Origin of the sequence: Buchnera aphidicola (Macrosiphoniella sanborni), from assembly GCF_005080885.1 — a bacterium.
Taxonomy (GTDB): Bacteria; Pseudomonadota; Gammaproteobacteria; order Enterobacterales; family Enterobacteriaceae; genus Buchnera; species Buchnera aphidicola_AU.
The window spans coordinates 313,000-328,485 of sequence record NZ_CP034864.1 but is presented as its reverse complement, the minus strand read 5'-3'; the positions used below and the strand labels follow the sequence as shown (position 1 = coordinate 328,485).

Below are 15,486 nucleotides of genomic sequence, written 5' to 3'. Positions count from 1 at the left end.
CGAATATTTTTATACTAATTTAGTATTAACTTTTTATAGATGAAAGATATAAAAAATAATTTTATAATGTAATTATTTTAAATAATACCATTTTGTTGGAGAATAATTTTTATCAAATTCTAAAATAATAGGTTTTGCAGTTGGAATATTTAATTCTATAATATCCTGATTATTTATTTTATTAAGATATTGAATTAAAGCACGTAAAGAATTACCATGAGCAACAATAAGTATTTTTTTATTATTTTTTAATTTTGGATAAATTACTTCATTCCAATAAGGAATAACTCTTTTTGCAGTATTTTCTAAACTTTCTCCTATAGGAATATCAGATTTATTTAAATTAGCGTAACGCAAATCGTTTCCCGGAAAACGTTTATCTTGTATATCAATTTGTGGAGGCTTGATATTAAAACTTCTTCTCCAAATTAGGACTTGTTCTTCTCCATATTTTTTAGTTACTTCATCTTTATTTAATCCTTCTAAAGCACCATAATGTCTTTCATTTAAACGCCAAGATTTTTCAACTGGCAACCAATTTTGGTTTAGTTCATCTAAAATATATTGCAAAGTATGAATTGCTCGTTTTAATACAGATGTATATGCAAAATCAAAAGAAAATTTTTCTGTTTTTAATAAAAACGCCGCAAATTTTGCTTCTTGTTTTCCTTTTTCTGATAATTTAGCATCATGCCATCCAGTAAATTTATTTAATTCATTCCACTCACTTTGACCATGTCGTATCAAGATTATTTTATTATTTTTCATTTTTTCTCTTATAATAATTTATTATTTCATTTTTTAATTTTTATGATTATTGTAATTATTGATTTATCAAATTTTATACTACTAAAATAGAAGCAAATAAAAAAATTATATATCAATTAAAATACGAACAAAATCTTCTAATATATTTTTTATAGACATTAAAAACTGAACAGATTCTCTTCCATCTACTAAACGATGATCATAAGATAAAGCTATATACATCATTGGAAGAATTTCAATTTTTCCTTTTACAACTACAGGACGTTCTTGAATAACATGCATACCTAATATAGCAGCTTGAGGAGGATTTATGATAGGAGTAGACATTAAAGATCCAAAAACACCACCATTAGTAATGGTAAAATTACCGCCTGTTAATTCTTTAAAATTAATTTTATTTTCATGACCTTTAAGAGATAATTCTTTTATTTTTTTTTCTATATCTGACATTGTCATATTTTCAACATGTCTTAATACAGGTGTAATTAATCCTCTTGGTGTTGAAATAGCAATATTAATATCAAAATGTTTATAAAAAACGATATCTGTATTATCTATATATGCATTAATTTGTGGAAATTTTTTTAATGATTCTACCACTGACTTTACAAAAAAAGACATAAAACCCATTCGAATACCATGTTTTTTTTGAAAATCTTCTCCATATTTTTCTCTTAAAGTAATTATGGGCTTCATATTTACTTCATTAAAAGTTGTCAGCATAGCCATATTATTTGTACTATCTAATAATCGTTTTGAAATAGTTTGTCTTAACTGACTCATCTTTACTCTTTTTTCAAAATTATTATTAGATATAGTTGTGTTTGATTCTTCTGTATTTTTTTTTAAAATATTTTGAAGATTTTTTTTATCGTTTTTTTTTATTATATCTTTTATAACATCATGATTAATTTTATTTTTTTTGATTAAGCGTCTTATTGATGGAGTAAAATGTTCTTTTTTATTTTCTAATATAAAAGACAATTGTTCTGGATCAACAGAATCTTGTTTTAAATCTGTTATGTATTTTTTTTTTTCTAAAATATTATGATTAATATTGTTATTTTTTATAATTTCTAATTGATCAATTTCACCTAATATTTGATGAGAATTAACTATTTGTCCTTCTTTTTCTAAAATTGATTTTAATATCCCATTGCATGGTGAAGATACTTCTAACATAACTTTATCTGTTTCAATATCTACTATATTGTCATTATAATTAACTATTTCTCCAACTTTTTTATGCCATTTTACAATTGTTGCATTACTAATAGATTCTGGTAAATCTGGAACAAGAATATTGATTATTTTCATTCTTTATCCTGTTATTTAATTAATTGTTAATGCATTATTAATTATTTTTTCTTGTTGTTTTTTATGTATAGACATATAACCAACTGCAGGTGATGCAGAAGCTTTTCGTCCAATATATTTTAATGAAATAGAAGATGGTAAAATTTTATTTAAATGATGTTGAATATATGACCATGCTCCTTGATTGTAAGGTTCTTCTTGACACCATATAAAATCTTTTATATAAAAATAATTATTTAATATATTTATGATTTCATTTTTCGGAAATGGATATAATTGTTCAATTCGAATTAAAATAATATATTCAATATTATTTTTTATTTTGTTATGTAAAAGATCATAATATATTTTTCCAGAACAAAAAATAAGACGTTTTTCTTTTTTATTAATATAATTTTCTTCATGAAGTACTTGTTGAAATTTTCCCTCTGCTAAACTTTTTAAAGAAGAATATGCCATTGGTTGCCTGAGAAGAGACTTTGGAGTAAAAATAATCAATGGTTTATAAATTTTTTTAAATATTTGTTGACATAAAAGATGAAATATTTGTGATGATGTAGTGGGTATGCATATTTGCATATTTTTTTCTGCACATAATTGAAGAAATCGTTCAATTCTAGCTGATGAATGTTCAGGTCCTTGACCTTCATAACCATGAGGTAAAAAAATCACTAAATTAGATTTTTTATTCCATTTTTGTTCACCTGAACTAATAAATTGATCAATAACTATTTGAGCACCATTAACAAAATCACCAAACTGAGCTTCCCAAATAGTTAGTGTTTCAGATGGATACAAAGAATATCCATATTCAAAAGCTAAAACAGATTCTTCTGATAAAACTGAATCCCAAATTTGAAATTTGCCTTGTTCTTTTTTAATATGATTTAAAGGAACATAAATAGAACCATCTATTTGATTATGAATATATGCATGACGATGAAAAAAAGTACCTCTACTTACATCTTCTCCAGAGATGCGACAAGAAATGCCTTCATTAATAATTGTAGCATAAGCTAATGTTTCGGCTGCACCCCAATCAAATAATTTTAATTCTTGAGCCATTTCTAATCTTTCTTGATATAATTTTTTAACTCTTTTATGCATTTGAACATGCTGAGGGATAGTATTAATTAATATAGCTAAATTTTTTAAATTTATAATATTTATATTTTTTATAGATCTTTTTTTTAAGAAAATTTCTTTTTGTTCATTTTTAAAAAAAATTTCTTTAGATTTTGAAAAAATATTCTCTCCATTGTGTAGTTTCAAATAATATTTTTTTATTATTTCTTCATTTTTTTCTGATGTAATTATTTTTTTAGATATCAATAAATTAGAATATATTTCTCTAACAGTTGGATGGTTTTTAATTTTTTGATACATTATAGGTTGAGTAACTGAAGGATCATCTACTTCATTATGTCCATGACGTCGATAAGATACTAAATCTACAAAAACATCTTTCTGAAATCTTTTTCTAAAATTAAGAGCTAATTGGATAGCAAAAACTGATGCTTCTATATCATCCGCATTAACATGAAAGATAGGTGCATCAATCATTTTAGCAATATCAGTACAATATTTGCTAGATCGAAGATTTTGAGAATTAGAAGTAGTAAAACCAATTTGGTTATTAATTACTATATGAACAGTACCCCCAATCTTATAACCTTCTGTTTGAGATAAATTTAATGTTTCTTGTACTACTCCTTGACCAATAATAGATGCATCTCCATGTATACTCACAGGCAAAATATTACTATTAACTTTTTTTTCATTATCAATAGATGATCGAGCTATTCCAGTAATTACTGGATTAATTATTTCTAAATGTGATGGATTATATGCCATATTAATTATTATATTATTTTTTTTGTTTTTTATTTCAGCACTTCCACCTATATGATATTTTACATCACCACTATTTTTTTCGAGTGAATGTATCTCTAAAAATTCATTAAATAAAAATTTTGGATTTTTATTTAATACATTAACAAGAACATTTAATCTTCCTCTATGAGCCATACCTAATATTATTTCAGAAATATTGTTGTTTTTTGAAAATCTAATTATTTCATGTAACATAGGAATTAAACTTTCTGCTCCTTCTAAAGAAAAACGTTTGATTCCAGGAAATTGTTTTCCAAGATGTTTTTCAAAAGTTTCAGCATAAGTTATTTGTTTTAAAAAATTGATTTTTTCTACTGAATTAAATAAATTTTTATCAAAATAAGATTCTATATAATTTGTAATCCATGTTTTTTCTAATAGATTTTCTATATACATGTATTCAAAACCAATAGAACCGCAATATTTTTTAGATAATATATTGTATAAATTAACGATATTAGTTTCAAAATTAGAACAATTTTGAAAATTTATTTGAATTTTTTTATTTAAATCTTCTTTTTTAAAATCATAAAAAATTAACTGTAAATCTTTATTTTTTTTTTGTTTGGTTAATTTTAATGGATCAATTTGAGATTGTGTGTACCCATTTATTCGAAATATATTAATCATAGAATTTATTTTATTTATGATTATTTTTTTTTGATCTTCTATATTATATGTACTTTTAGTATTATTTGTGTCTTGAAAAAATTCTACAAATATTTTATTCCATGTAATATCTATAGATTCAGGATTTATTAAAAAATCTTGATATATTTTTTCTAAATAATCTTGATTATCTCTACACAACCAATAAATATCTAATAAAGTGTCTTTTTCATTTATTTTCATGATGTTTTATCAATAAAGTTTGCATATTAAATATGATATATATCTATAAATATGATATATACCTAAAATAAAAAAAAGATATTTATAAGAATTTATAAATATTTTAATTATTATATAGTAATACTAAAAAAAATTATTATGTTAATTTGAAAAATTATGCTGGATTATCAATATTAATAAAATGAACATTCAGATTGTATTTATTATATAACCATTTTCCTAAAGATTTGATGCCATCTTTTTCAGTTATGTGATGTCCTAAAGAAAAAAAATGTATACCTAATTCTCTGGAAATATGCATAGTCTCTTCTGAAATTTCACCGGTTAAAAAAGCATCAACACCTAATTTATATGCTTCTTTAATAAAACTTTGACCTCTACCACTACACCAAGCAATGCGATTAATATATAAAGGAGCATTCTCAAATAAATGTATAGGAATAATATTGAATTTATTTTTAATTCTATTTACAAGTTCGAAACCTGTGATTTTTTTATCCATTAGGCCCCAAAAAACATAAGGTAAAATATTTCCTTGTATTGAAATATTTAATTTTTTAGCAATTTGCGCATTATTACCTAACTTTGGATGAATATCTAATGGCAAATGCCAACTATATAAATTAATTTCATTAGAAAGTATAGTTTGTAATCTTTTTTTTTGCATATTATGTATATATCTTGACTCATTTTCCCAAAAATAACCATGATGAACAATTATAGCATCAGCATTATAAAATAATGCTTGTTCTAATAAAGCTTGACAAGCAGTAACACCGGTAATGATCTTTTTAATCATTGGTTTACCTTCAATTTGTAAACCGTTAGGAACTATATCTTTGTATTGATTAGATGATAATTTTTTATTAATAATTTCTTCTAAAAGAAAATTATTCATGATTTTTTAGACCTTATTTTTTATATTTTACTTTTATTTTATTGAACATAAACAAAAAATTTTTTCTACTGATATTATAGTCGATAATAGGTTGGGGATAATCTAATTTCAATCTTTCAGATTGAGACCATTCATATGGTTGATGAATATACTGATTGGGAACTTTTTTTAATTCTGGAATAAATTTTTTTATAAAATCTCCAGAGATATCATATGATCTTGATTGACACAATGGATTAAACATTCTAATATAAGGAACAGAATCGCAACCAATTGATGCTGACCATTGCCATCCTCCATTATTTAATGCTAAATCGCCATCAATTAAATGAGACATAAAATATTTTTCTCCTTGTCTCCAATCAATTAAAAGATTTTTTACTAAAAAATTAGAAGTAATCATTCTCAATCGATTATGCATCCAGCCTATTTGGTTTAATTGTCTCATGCCAGCATCTACCATTGGAAATCCTGTTCTTCCTTCTTTCCATGCATCGAAATATTTTATATTATTTGCCCAAATAATTTCTGTTTCCCATTTAGTTAATGATTGATATTTACTAATTTCAGGAAAACCAATTAATAAATGATAATAAAATTCACGCCATAATATTTGATTAAACCAAGAAGAGTTTAGAATATTTTTAAATGATTCTTTACTTTTTATATTTTGTAGCATTATTAGACAATGTCTAGATGATATTATTCCTGCAGATAAATATGGAGATAAAATACTAGTACTATCTAAAAAAGGAAAATTTCTTTTAAGAGAATAATTTTTAAATTTATATAAACAAAAATTTTTTAAACGATTTATAGCTTCTTTTTCACCAATAGGAAAAATATTTTTATTAAAATTTAAAATAAAATGTTCTGGAGGCATAGAAGCTAAAAAAATATTTTTTTTGAATTTTCTCTGCGATGGAACTAATAAATTTTTTAGTCTATTTTCATGTAAATATGTCACTATTTTTTTTTTAAAAAATGAAAATAATTTATATGGTTTATTGTGTTTATTTTTAATATTATTATTAGATACTAAAAGATTATCGTGAAACCCTTTTACAAAAATACCTTTTTGAGAAAGTTCTTTTTTAACTAAATAATCACGTTTTCTTTCATTGATTTCATATTGATAATTATAGAATAAATTATTTATTTTATATTTTTGGCAAAAGAATATCAAATATTGTATTGAATGTAAAAAATTAGTAGATTCATGATAATATAAAGTAATATTTAATTTGAATAATTCTTTTTGTAAAGATTTTAAATGATAATACATAAAAGATTTTTTTTTATCAGACATACAATGATAATTCCATTGCTGAGGAGTAGCAATAAATAAACTTAATACCTGATCTTGATCAAATTTACATGCTTCATATAAAGCTGTATTGTCATGTACACGAAGATCATTTCGAAACCATATTAGATTTTTTGTCATAATTTTTGAATAAATATATATTAATTTATTTAAAACATTTTATATAATATATTATTTTTGTTTTAAAATGTTTCAGTTATTTTAGTGTAGAAAAACATTTTTTTTAAAATCTAAAACTATTAAATATTTTAAGTTTATAAATTAGTAATAAAATTATTTTTTATTCTTAAAATTATAATTTAAATAAAATAAAAAAAATCGAGGAACAATTTTTTTTATTAATTTTTTTTGATATTTAAATAGTATTTTATATTTTAGTATTTTATATTTAAAATTTTTTATCTTATCTGATTTATTATATCAATTCCTTGACATATTCAATATTAAATATTTATTTTTTTAAATAATTTTTATAGAAAGAATTTTATTAACAACTTAACAACTTATTACTATAAAAGAATATTAATAAACTATTATATATATTTTTTGTAAATATATTTATTCAAGGATAGCAAAATGAAAAAAATAGGTATTTTCTTTGGAAGTGATACTGGTAATACAGAAAAAATAGCTAAATCAATTCAAAAATACATAGGGTATGATCGTGCTATATTACATGATATTAGTGAATCTTCTCAACAAGATATTGAAAAATTTAATTGTTTAATATTAGGAATTCCTACTTGGTATTATGGTGAAATGCAATGCGATTGGGATGATTTTTTACCAACTTTGAAAAAAATTAATTTTTCTAAGAAAACCATTGCATTATTTGGATGTGGTGATCAAGAAGATTATAGTGAATATTTTTGTGATGCAATAAGAGTAATTTATAATATTATCACAAAAAATAAAGGACATATCATTGGCCAATGGCCAACAAAAGGATATTTTTTTGAACAATCTAAAGCTTTATTAAATAATGAATATTTTATTGGATTAATATTAGATGAAGATCGACAACCAGAAAAAACTGAAAATAGAATTAAAGAATGGTTAAAAATAATTCTTCCTCATTTTTCTGAAACTGATTAAATAAATTTTTTGTAAAGATGCTTTGTATTATTTCAAAATAATACATTTTAGACAGATTATAAAATTATTAGATTAAATAAATACCTTAATAAATGTAATCATATTATATATTTTTTAGAAAAATATAAAATAATTTTTCAATTGTTTTAAAAACAGTTATTTTTAATATTATAATAAATCTTATTGAATTAAAAAATATTTTTAAAATATTAAATGCAGTATTAAGTACAAACTTAATACTGCATTTAATTTTAAAAAATAAAAAGTATTTTATATGCAAATCATTATATTTTAGTGCTACACATTAAATAAACTAAATCAAGAACTTTACTAGAATAACCAGTTTCATTATCATACCAAGAAATTAATTTAACAAAATTATCATTTAAAGATAAACTTGCCTTTGCATCAAAAATAGAAGTTAATTCTTCTCCGTTAAAATCTGTAGAAACTACTTCATCTTCAGTATATCCAATAATGCCTTTCATATCTTCTTGGGAGGCTTTTTTAATAATGTCACATATTTCGTAATACGAAGCAGATTTTTTATAACGTACTGTTAAATCTACAACAGACACGTTTGATACTGGCACTCGAAATGCTATACCAGTTAATTTACCATTAAGTTGTGGTAATACTTTACCTACAGCTATTGCAGCACCTGTAGAAGAAGGGATAATATTTTGCAATGCACTTCTACCACCTCTCCAATCTTTACAAGATGCACTATCAACAATTTTTTGAGTAGCTGTAGTAGCATGAACTGTTGTCATTAAACCTTCAATAATTTCAAGTTCATCATCAATGACTTTAGATAAAGGAGCTAAACAATTAGTTGTACAAGATGCATTAGATACAATTTTTTCTCCTTTATATTTATCAAAGTTAGCACCTTTGACAAACATTGGAATGTCATCCTTAGACGGTCCTGTAATAATTACTTTTTTTGATCCGGATAAAATATGTTTATAAGCTGTTTCTTGTGTTAAAAAAAGACCGGTAGATTCAATTACTACATCGATTTCTAAATCACCCCACATTAATTTTTCAGGTTCTTTAATAGAAGTAATACGAATTTTTTTATCATTAATAATAATATTGTTTTTTGTTACTTGAACATTTTCTTTAAATTTACCATGTGTTGAATCATATTTAAGCATATAAGCAATATACTCAGGGCTTAATAAATCATTAATAGCTACTACTTGAATACCTGAACGTTTTTGAGCAAGTCGAAATAATATACGTCCAATACGACCAAATCCATTAATTCCTATTTTAATAGTCATGTTTTCACCATTGAAAAAATTTTTTTATAAAATTCTTTATTCATTTAAAAATTATTAATTAATATTCTTTTAGTATACTACTAGGATTTATTTTTGAGGCACAATATGCTGGATACCAATTTGTTATAATACCTATTCCTATAATACTTATAAATATTGTCATAATATCTAATAAATCTATTTTTAATAGAAAAAAATTATGATAATAAAAATTATCAAATAAGATGTTATCTTTAAATCTATTTTCTAGAAAAAATCTTATGTTTTTATAATTAATAATAATTATTATCCCTGTAAATAAACCTATCACACTTCCTATTAAAATAGAACGTAAACCATAACATAAAAAAATAAGATGAATTAGAATATTGCTTGCTCCGATACTACGTAAAATAGCGATTTCTTGCGTTTTTTTAGATATTGTCATAAGAGAAATAGATGCAATACTAAAACATGAAATGATAACTAACAGTATAAGAATTAAATATACAATTGTTTTGATTTTTTTAATATTATGATATATAAATTCATAATGATTCATCCAAGTATATGTAAGCAAGGGAGTATGCATTTTTTTTAAAATATTTAAAATAATTTGATCTGCATGTAATGGATCAGATATATGTAATTCAATGCTGTTAATATTATCATTAATATTTAAAAAATTTTTAAAAAAACTAAATGGAATATATACAAGGTTTGTATCTAATATACCATTTGACTCAAATATATTTGAAATTTTAAAAGAAAAATGTTTGAAATATGAACTTATATGATTATTATCTTCATTAAAAAAAATCAAATCAATTGAATCTCCTATTTTAATTGATAAATATTTTGCTAAATAAGATGAAATTATAATTTCATTGATATTTTTTTTTGTCAAAAAAATATTTTTTTTATCTAAATAAAGAAGATTTTTTTTTAAATATTTAATATGTCTAAAACTTTTCATTTCAATTGTTTTAATTTTATTTTTAACAATAAGTAATCCATTTTTAATAATATAAGGTTCAGAATAAGAAACTTCTGGAAACATTTTTAATTTAATAATCATATCTTTCCAGTTTATATATGATTTTTCAGTCAATTGTATAATTGCATGAGGTAAAGTAGATAATACTGTGTTATTTAATAATTTTTGAAATCCATTTAATGCACTAAAACTCATAATTAATGCAAATACACTGATAAATATACCTATTCTAGATAAGATTGTAACAAAAAATATTGTGTAATTTTTTTTATCTTTTAAATATAATTTTTTTGCAATTAAAATAGGTAAAAAATTCATTTCATTAATCTTGTTTTAATTTTCATAATTAAATAATTCTCCATTTTTCATGTGAAGCAAAAAAGGTATTTTTTTTATCAAAATAGGATCATGTGTTACAATCAAAAAAGATGTTTTAAAATTAGTATTAAATTCAAATATTAAATTTAAAATAATATGAATATTATATTCATCTAAATTACCAGTTGGTTCATCTGCTATAATTAAATCTGGTTTATTTACAAAAGCTCTAGCAATGGCAACACGTTGTCTTTCACCTCCAGAAATTTCAGATGGATATTTTTTTATTTTATGTTCTAATTTTATTTTTTTTAATATTTGATATGCTGTTTCTTCAGATTCTTTAACACTTTTATTATTAATTAAAAGAGGTATGGCAACATTTTCTAAGACATTAAAATCTAACATTAAATAATGAAATTGATAAATAAAACCTAGTTTTGTATTTCTAAATTTTGCTATTTCATAAGATGTCATTGAATCAAAGGGTCGACCATAAAATAAAATTTGACCAGAGGTAGGAGTATCTAATCCAGATAATACATGTAAAAAAGTAGTTTTTCCTGAACCTGATTGTCCGATAATACCAGTTATATCTCCTTTTTTTAATTCAAAAGATATATTCTTCAAAATCTCATAATTAAAATCTCTATCTTGATAAGATTTGCTTAAATTAATACATTTTATAATAATATTATTCATTTTTAGATAAAACTCTAACTGGTTTTAATTGAATAGCCTTCCAGGACGGATACAATGTTGCAAAAATAGTTAGTAAGATAGATATGATATTAATGATAAAAATTTGATGAGGTAAAATTAAAATTGTTATATTATTTTCATCAAAAAAAAAGTTAATGAAAAATTTTAACAGATCATTTTGTATAATTAATGAAATAGCAATGATTGTACCTAATATATTACCAATGATAGCATTTCCTGAACCAAATATAATAAATATTAGCATAATTTTCGAATTAGATAATCCTTGTGTTTGTAAAATTGAAATAACGTGCTTATTTTCTAATATATATGTAGTTAAATTTATAAATATATTTATAATAGATAATATTAATATTAAAAAAAATAAAAAAAACATAATATATTTTTCAATCTTCATAGCTTTAAATAATTCACCTTTTTGCAGTGTCCAATCAAATAATATTAATTTATTTTTTATTTTTTTAAATTGTTTAAATTGTTTAAATTGATAAAAATCTAAATTTAATGGATTTTTTAACCATACTCTCCATCCACTAATATAATTTTTAGAATATCTTAAAAAATTTAAACTATCTTTTTTATTCATTAATATTTGATAATAATCAACCTCACTAGAAGTGGAAAAAATATCGATTATTTTAAATATATTTTGATTAAAAATTTTTCCTGAAAAATTATTTCTTGCATTTGATAAAAGTATTAAATTAATTTTATCGCCAGTATGTACATGAAGTTTTTGAGCCAATTTTTTTCCGATAATTACATTATATCTATTTGGTTTTAATTTTTTTAAAATATTTTCTATTTTATAATTGATGATATTATCATGATTACTTTTATCTACACCCATTATTTCTGCAGCAGAAATATTATTCCTATTTTGTACAATAATTTCTTTACAAATTAAATCAGAAATTTTTTCAATATTATTTATTTGTAGAATACCTTTAGGAAAATCTATTTTTTTAACATATTGGTTGTTATTAGTAATAATTAAATGGGGAATTATAGATAAAATATTTTTTTTAAAATATTCTTCAGATCCATTTATCATAGATATTGTAATAATCAATGCAATAGTACTTATAGTGATACTAATAATAGATAAAATAACAAAAATTTTTTTAAAATTAGGTGAATAAATATTCCATAAATAACGTAAAGCGATAAACAGATATATAGGTTTATACATTTTTTATATTTTCTTAAACAAATAAAAAATCTTTTTATATTTTAAGTATTTTATACAATGTTTTTTTTAGTAATAAAAGATATATGTTATTAATAAAAATTAAATTATATTTAATTTATAAATATCATCTCTATAATATATATTAATATTCTATACTTTATTAATTAAGAATTTTAATATAAATATTAAAATAAGAATACTTTTAAGTATTTTAAGAACTTTATCCAAAAATTTTAAATATCTCAGAATTTTAAAAAATAATTTTAATCTAAACAAAAATTAGCATATGTAAGAACATATGATTAAACATCATAAAACTTTTTCAATAAAATGTATCAAAAAAAAACAATTTTTTAAAAATCAATAATTATTACTTTTTTTAAAGAAATAATCTATTATGAAAATTATAGAAAATAAAATTTCAAAAAATAAAAATATTATTAATGTTACATATCAAAAAATATTAAATTTATTTCATAATGTAAATCATCTAGATAATATCAAGACATTACTATCTTATTTATATTTGTTTTCAGGGAAAATAATTTTTTCTTTAGCACCAGAAAAATCTTTGAATGAGATTTTAAAATATTTACAACAAAATAAAATTTTTCCTCAACATATTCAAAATATTATTAATATTAAAGAAAATATTAATTATTTTTATATGATAAAAAAAATTCAAAATAGTTTCTTGGATAAAAAAAATAATATTTTATTTATTTCTACCAAAGATTTATTAATAGGATTAATTCATAATAAAAAATATTTAAAAAAATCCGGAAATATTAATTCTTTTCAAAAAAGCAGTTTATCTCAATTAATTTTAAATCATCCTATTATACATATTGAACATGGAATTGGAAGATATCAAGGATTAACTACTATTAAAACAGCTAGCATAAAATCAGAATATTTAATTATTTCCTATGCAGAAGGAGATAGATTATATGTACCTGTTTCCTATTTACACCTTGTTTCACCTTATACTGAAACGTCGATAGAACATGCTCCTCTTCATAAATTAGGTGGTGAAGAATGGAATAAAGAAAAGAATAAAATTAGCAGTATTATTTATGATCATGCAGCTTATTTGTTGCGCATTTATTCAAAAAGGGCAACTAAAACAGGTTATTCTTTTTTAATAGAAAAAAAATCATATGAACTTTTTTGTCAAGATTGTCCGTTTAAAATAACAAAAGATCAAAATGAAGTAATGAAATCTGTAATAAAAGATATGCAAAAATCAGTTCCTATGGATCGCTTAATTTGTGGCGATGTTGGTTTTGGAAAAACAGAAATTGCAATGCGAGCATCTTTTATATCAGTTTGGAATAATAAACAAGTTGTTATTTTAGTTCCAACAACTTTATTAGCACAACAACATTACAAAAATTTTCGAAAACGTTTTTCAAATTACAATTTTATTATTAATATATTATCTAGATTGCAAACATCAAAAGAACAAAATTCAATTTTTCAGAAATCTGAAAACGGAAAAATTAATATTTTGATAGGCACTCATAAACTATTATTTAAAAAAATAAAATGGTTTAATATTGGTTTATTAATTATTGATGAAGAGCATAAATTTGGTGTAAATCATAAAGAAATTATTAAAAAAATATATTCTAATATTGATATTTTAACATTAACAGCTACACCTATACCCCGCACTTTAAATATGGCTATAACTGGTATAAAAGATGTATCTATTATATCTAAACCTCCAGCTAAAAGACTAGCTATTAAAACTTTTATTCAAGAATATAATCCTATATTAATAAGAAAAACAATATTACGTGAAATTTTAAGAGGTGGGCAAAGTTATTATGTATATAATAAAGTTCAAAATATTATTAATGTTGCAAAAAAGTTATCAATGTTGATCCCTGAAGCAAAAATTAAAGTAGGACACGGACAAATGAATAATCTTGACTTTAAAAAAGTCATGAATCAATTTTATAATAATAAATTTAATGTTTTAGTATGCACTACAATCATCGAAAGTGGTGTTGATATACCTCAAGCAAATACAATTATTATTGAAAATGCAGATCATTTTGGATTATCACAACTTCATCAAATGCGTGGTCGTGTTGGTAGATCAAATCATCAAGCATATGCCTTATTTCTTGTAAATAATTTTAAGAATATTACTATAGATGCAAAAAAAAGATTAGAAGCAATTTCTTCAGTAGATAATTTTGGAGGAGGCTTTTCTTTATCAAATCACGACCTTGAAATTAGAGGAGTAGGAGAAATATTAGGAAAAGAACAAAGTGGACATATAAAAAATATCGGTTTTTCTTTATATATAAAACTATTAAAAAATGCTGTAAATTTATTAAAAACAGGTGAATCTTTGTCTAAAGATAAAATTTTACAACAATCGTTAGAAATCAAATTGTATGTATCTTCTTTATTACCTGAGAATTATATTATTGATGTTAATACAAGACTATTTTTTTATAAAAAACTTGCAAATGCCAAAAATGAAAAACAAGTAGAAGAAATAAAAAATGAACTTTTTGATCAATTTGGCATACTTCCTGCATTTGCTAAAAATTTAGTTTTAATTGCAAAAATTCGATTGATAGCTTATCAATTAGGCATTAAATATATAAAATCTAATAAAAAAATAGGATTAATAGAATTTCATTATAAAAATTCCTTAAATATTGAATATTTACTAAAAATATTTCAAAAAGAACCTAATATTTGGAAAATGGTAAATTCGAGAAAAATTCAATTTATTATAAATTTAGACGATGATTATTTACGTCTCAAATGGATTATAAATTTATTAAGAAATTTATATCAACATGCTCTATAAAA

The 15,486-nt window shown here is 22.0% G+C and carries 11 protein-coding genes; 2 read left to right on the top strand and 9 right to left on the bottom strand.

The window, feature by feature from the left end:
* Positions 1 to 72: 72 nt before the first annotated feature.
* The 5 genes from gpmA to phrB form a co-directional block, all read right to left on the bottom strand.
* Complete coding sequence (gene gpmA / locus D9V74_RS01430; RefSeq protein WP_158362617.1) at positions 73 to 768, bottom strand: 2,3-diphosphoglycerate-dependent phosphoglycerate mutase; 696 nt, start codon at positions 766 to 768, stop codon at positions 73 to 75.
* Positions 769 to 873: 105 nt separating this feature from the next.
* Positions 874 to 2,085 carry a dihydrolipoyllysine-residue succinyltransferase gene (gene sucB, locus D9V74_RS01425; RefSeq protein ID WP_158362615.1) on the bottom strand — a complete coding sequence of 404 codons (1,212 nt, stop codon included), beginning with the start codon at positions 2,083 to 2,085 and terminating at the stop codon, positions 874 to 876.
* 15 nt (positions 2,086 to 2,100) lie between these two features.
* Positions 2,101 to 4,830, bottom strand: coding sequence for a 2-oxoglutarate dehydrogenase E1 component (locus D9V74_RS01420; protein WP_158362614.1), 2,730 nt, complete (start codon positions 4,828 to 4,830; stop codon positions 2,101 to 2,103).
* 154 nt (positions 4,831 to 4,984) lie between these two features.
* Positions 4,985 to 5,728 (bottom strand): Nif3-like dinuclear metal center hexameric protein, encoded by a 744-nt coding sequence (locus D9V74_RS01415; protein ID WP_158362612.1) that lies wholly within the window; start codon positions 5,726 to 5,728, stop codon positions 4,985 to 4,987.
* 13 nt (positions 5,729 to 5,741) lie between these two features.
* Complete coding sequence (gene phrB, locus D9V74_RS01410; RefSeq protein ID WP_158362610.1) at positions 5,742 to 7,175, bottom strand: deoxyribodipyrimidine photo-lyase; 1,434 nt, start codon at positions 7,173 to 7,175, stop codon at positions 5,742 to 5,744.
* 456 nt (positions 7,176 to 7,631) lie between these two features.
* Here phrB and fldA point away from each other — a divergent pair, with 456 nt between their 5' ends.
* Positions 7,632 to 8,150, top strand: coding sequence for a flavodoxin FldA (fldA, locus tag D9V74_RS01405; RefSeq protein WP_158362608.1), 519 nt, complete (start codon positions 7,632 to 7,634; stop codon positions 8,148 to 8,150).
* Between the two features lie 284 nt (positions 8,151 to 8,434).
* On the opposite strand, the gene gap is transcribed toward fldA, so the two are convergent.
* From gap to D9V74_RS01385, 4 genes are read right to left on the bottom strand one after another with little or no spacing between them, the layout of a single operon-like run.
* Positions 8,435 to 9,439: a type I glyceraldehyde-3-phosphate dehydrogenase gene (gap, locus tag D9V74_RS01400; RefSeq protein ID WP_158362606.1), complete on the bottom strand. Its 1,005-nt coding sequence runs from the start codon at positions 9,437 to 9,439 to the stop codon at positions 8,435 to 8,437.
* 58 nt (positions 9,440 to 9,497) lie between these two features.
* A complete protein-coding gene (locus tag D9V74_RS01395; protein WP_158362604.1) occupies positions 9,498 to 10,733 on the bottom strand; it encodes an FtsX-like permease family protein in 1,236 nt (411 codons plus the stop codon).
* A 15-nt stretch (positions 10,734 to 10,748) separates the two neighbouring features.
* Entirely contained in the window at positions 10,749 to 11,435 is a 687-nt protein-coding gene (gene lolD, locus D9V74_RS01390) for a lipoprotein-releasing ABC transporter ATP-binding protein LolD (RefSeq protein ID WP_158362602.1), read from the bottom strand.
* Positions 11,428 to 12,648: an FtsX-like permease family protein gene (locus D9V74_RS01385; RefSeq protein WP_158362600.1), complete on the bottom strand. Its 1,221-nt coding sequence runs from the start codon at positions 12,646 to 12,648 to the stop codon at positions 11,428 to 11,430. Before D9V74_RS01385 ends, lolD begins: the two co-directional genes overlap by 8 nt.
* 397 nt (positions 12,649 to 13,045) lie before the next feature.
* Between D9V74_RS01385 and mfd the strand changes: the two genes are divergently transcribed.
* Positions 13,046 to 15,484 (top strand): transcription-repair coupling factor, encoded by a 2,439-nt coding sequence (gene mfd / locus D9V74_RS01380; protein ID WP_158362598.1) that lies wholly within the window; start codon positions 13,046 to 13,048, stop codon positions 15,482 to 15,484.
* Positions 15,485 to 15,486 lie beyond the last annotated feature (2 nt).

Bases quoted from the DNA above. Each gene is read 5' to 3' on its own strand.
- gpmA (WP_158362617.1), bottom strand. From the start codon at position 768: ATGAAAAATAATAAAATAATCTTGATACGACATGGTCAAAGTGAGTGG.
- sucB (WP_158362615.1), bottom strand. From the start codon at position 2,085: ATGAAAATAATCAATATTCTTGTTCCAGATTTACCAGAATCTATTAGT.
- D9V74_RS01420 (WP_158362614.1), bottom strand. From the start codon at position 4,830: ATGAAAATAAATGAAAAAGACACTTTATTAGATATTTATTGGTTGTGT.
- D9V74_RS01415 (WP_158362612.1), bottom strand. From the start codon at position 5,728: ATGAATAATTTTCTTTTAGAAGAAATTATTAATAAAAAATTATCATCT.
- phrB (WP_158362610.1), bottom strand. From the start codon at position 7,175: ATGACAAAAAATCTAATATGGTTTCGAAATGATCTTCGTGTACATGAC.
- fldA (WP_158362608.1), top strand. From the start codon at position 7,632: ATGAAAAAAATAGGTATTTTCTTTGGAAGTGATACTGGTAATACAGAA.
- gap (WP_158362606.1), bottom strand. From the start codon at position 9,439: ATGACTATTAAAATAGGAATTAATGGATTTGGTCGTATTGGACGTATA.
- D9V74_RS01395 (WP_158362604.1), bottom strand. From the start codon at position 10,733: ATGAATTTTTTACCTATTTTAATTGCAAAAAAATTATATTTAAAAGAT.
- lolD (WP_158362602.1), bottom strand. From the start codon at position 11,435: ATGAATAATATTATTATAAAATGTATTAATTTAAGCAAATCTTATCAA.
- D9V74_RS01385 (WP_158362600.1), bottom strand. From the start codon at position 12,648: ATGTATAAACCTATATATCTGTTTATCGCTTTACGTTATTTATGGAAT.
- mfd (WP_158362598.1), top strand. From the start codon at position 13,046: ATGAAAATTATAGAAAATAAAATTTCAAAAAATAAAAATATTATTAAT.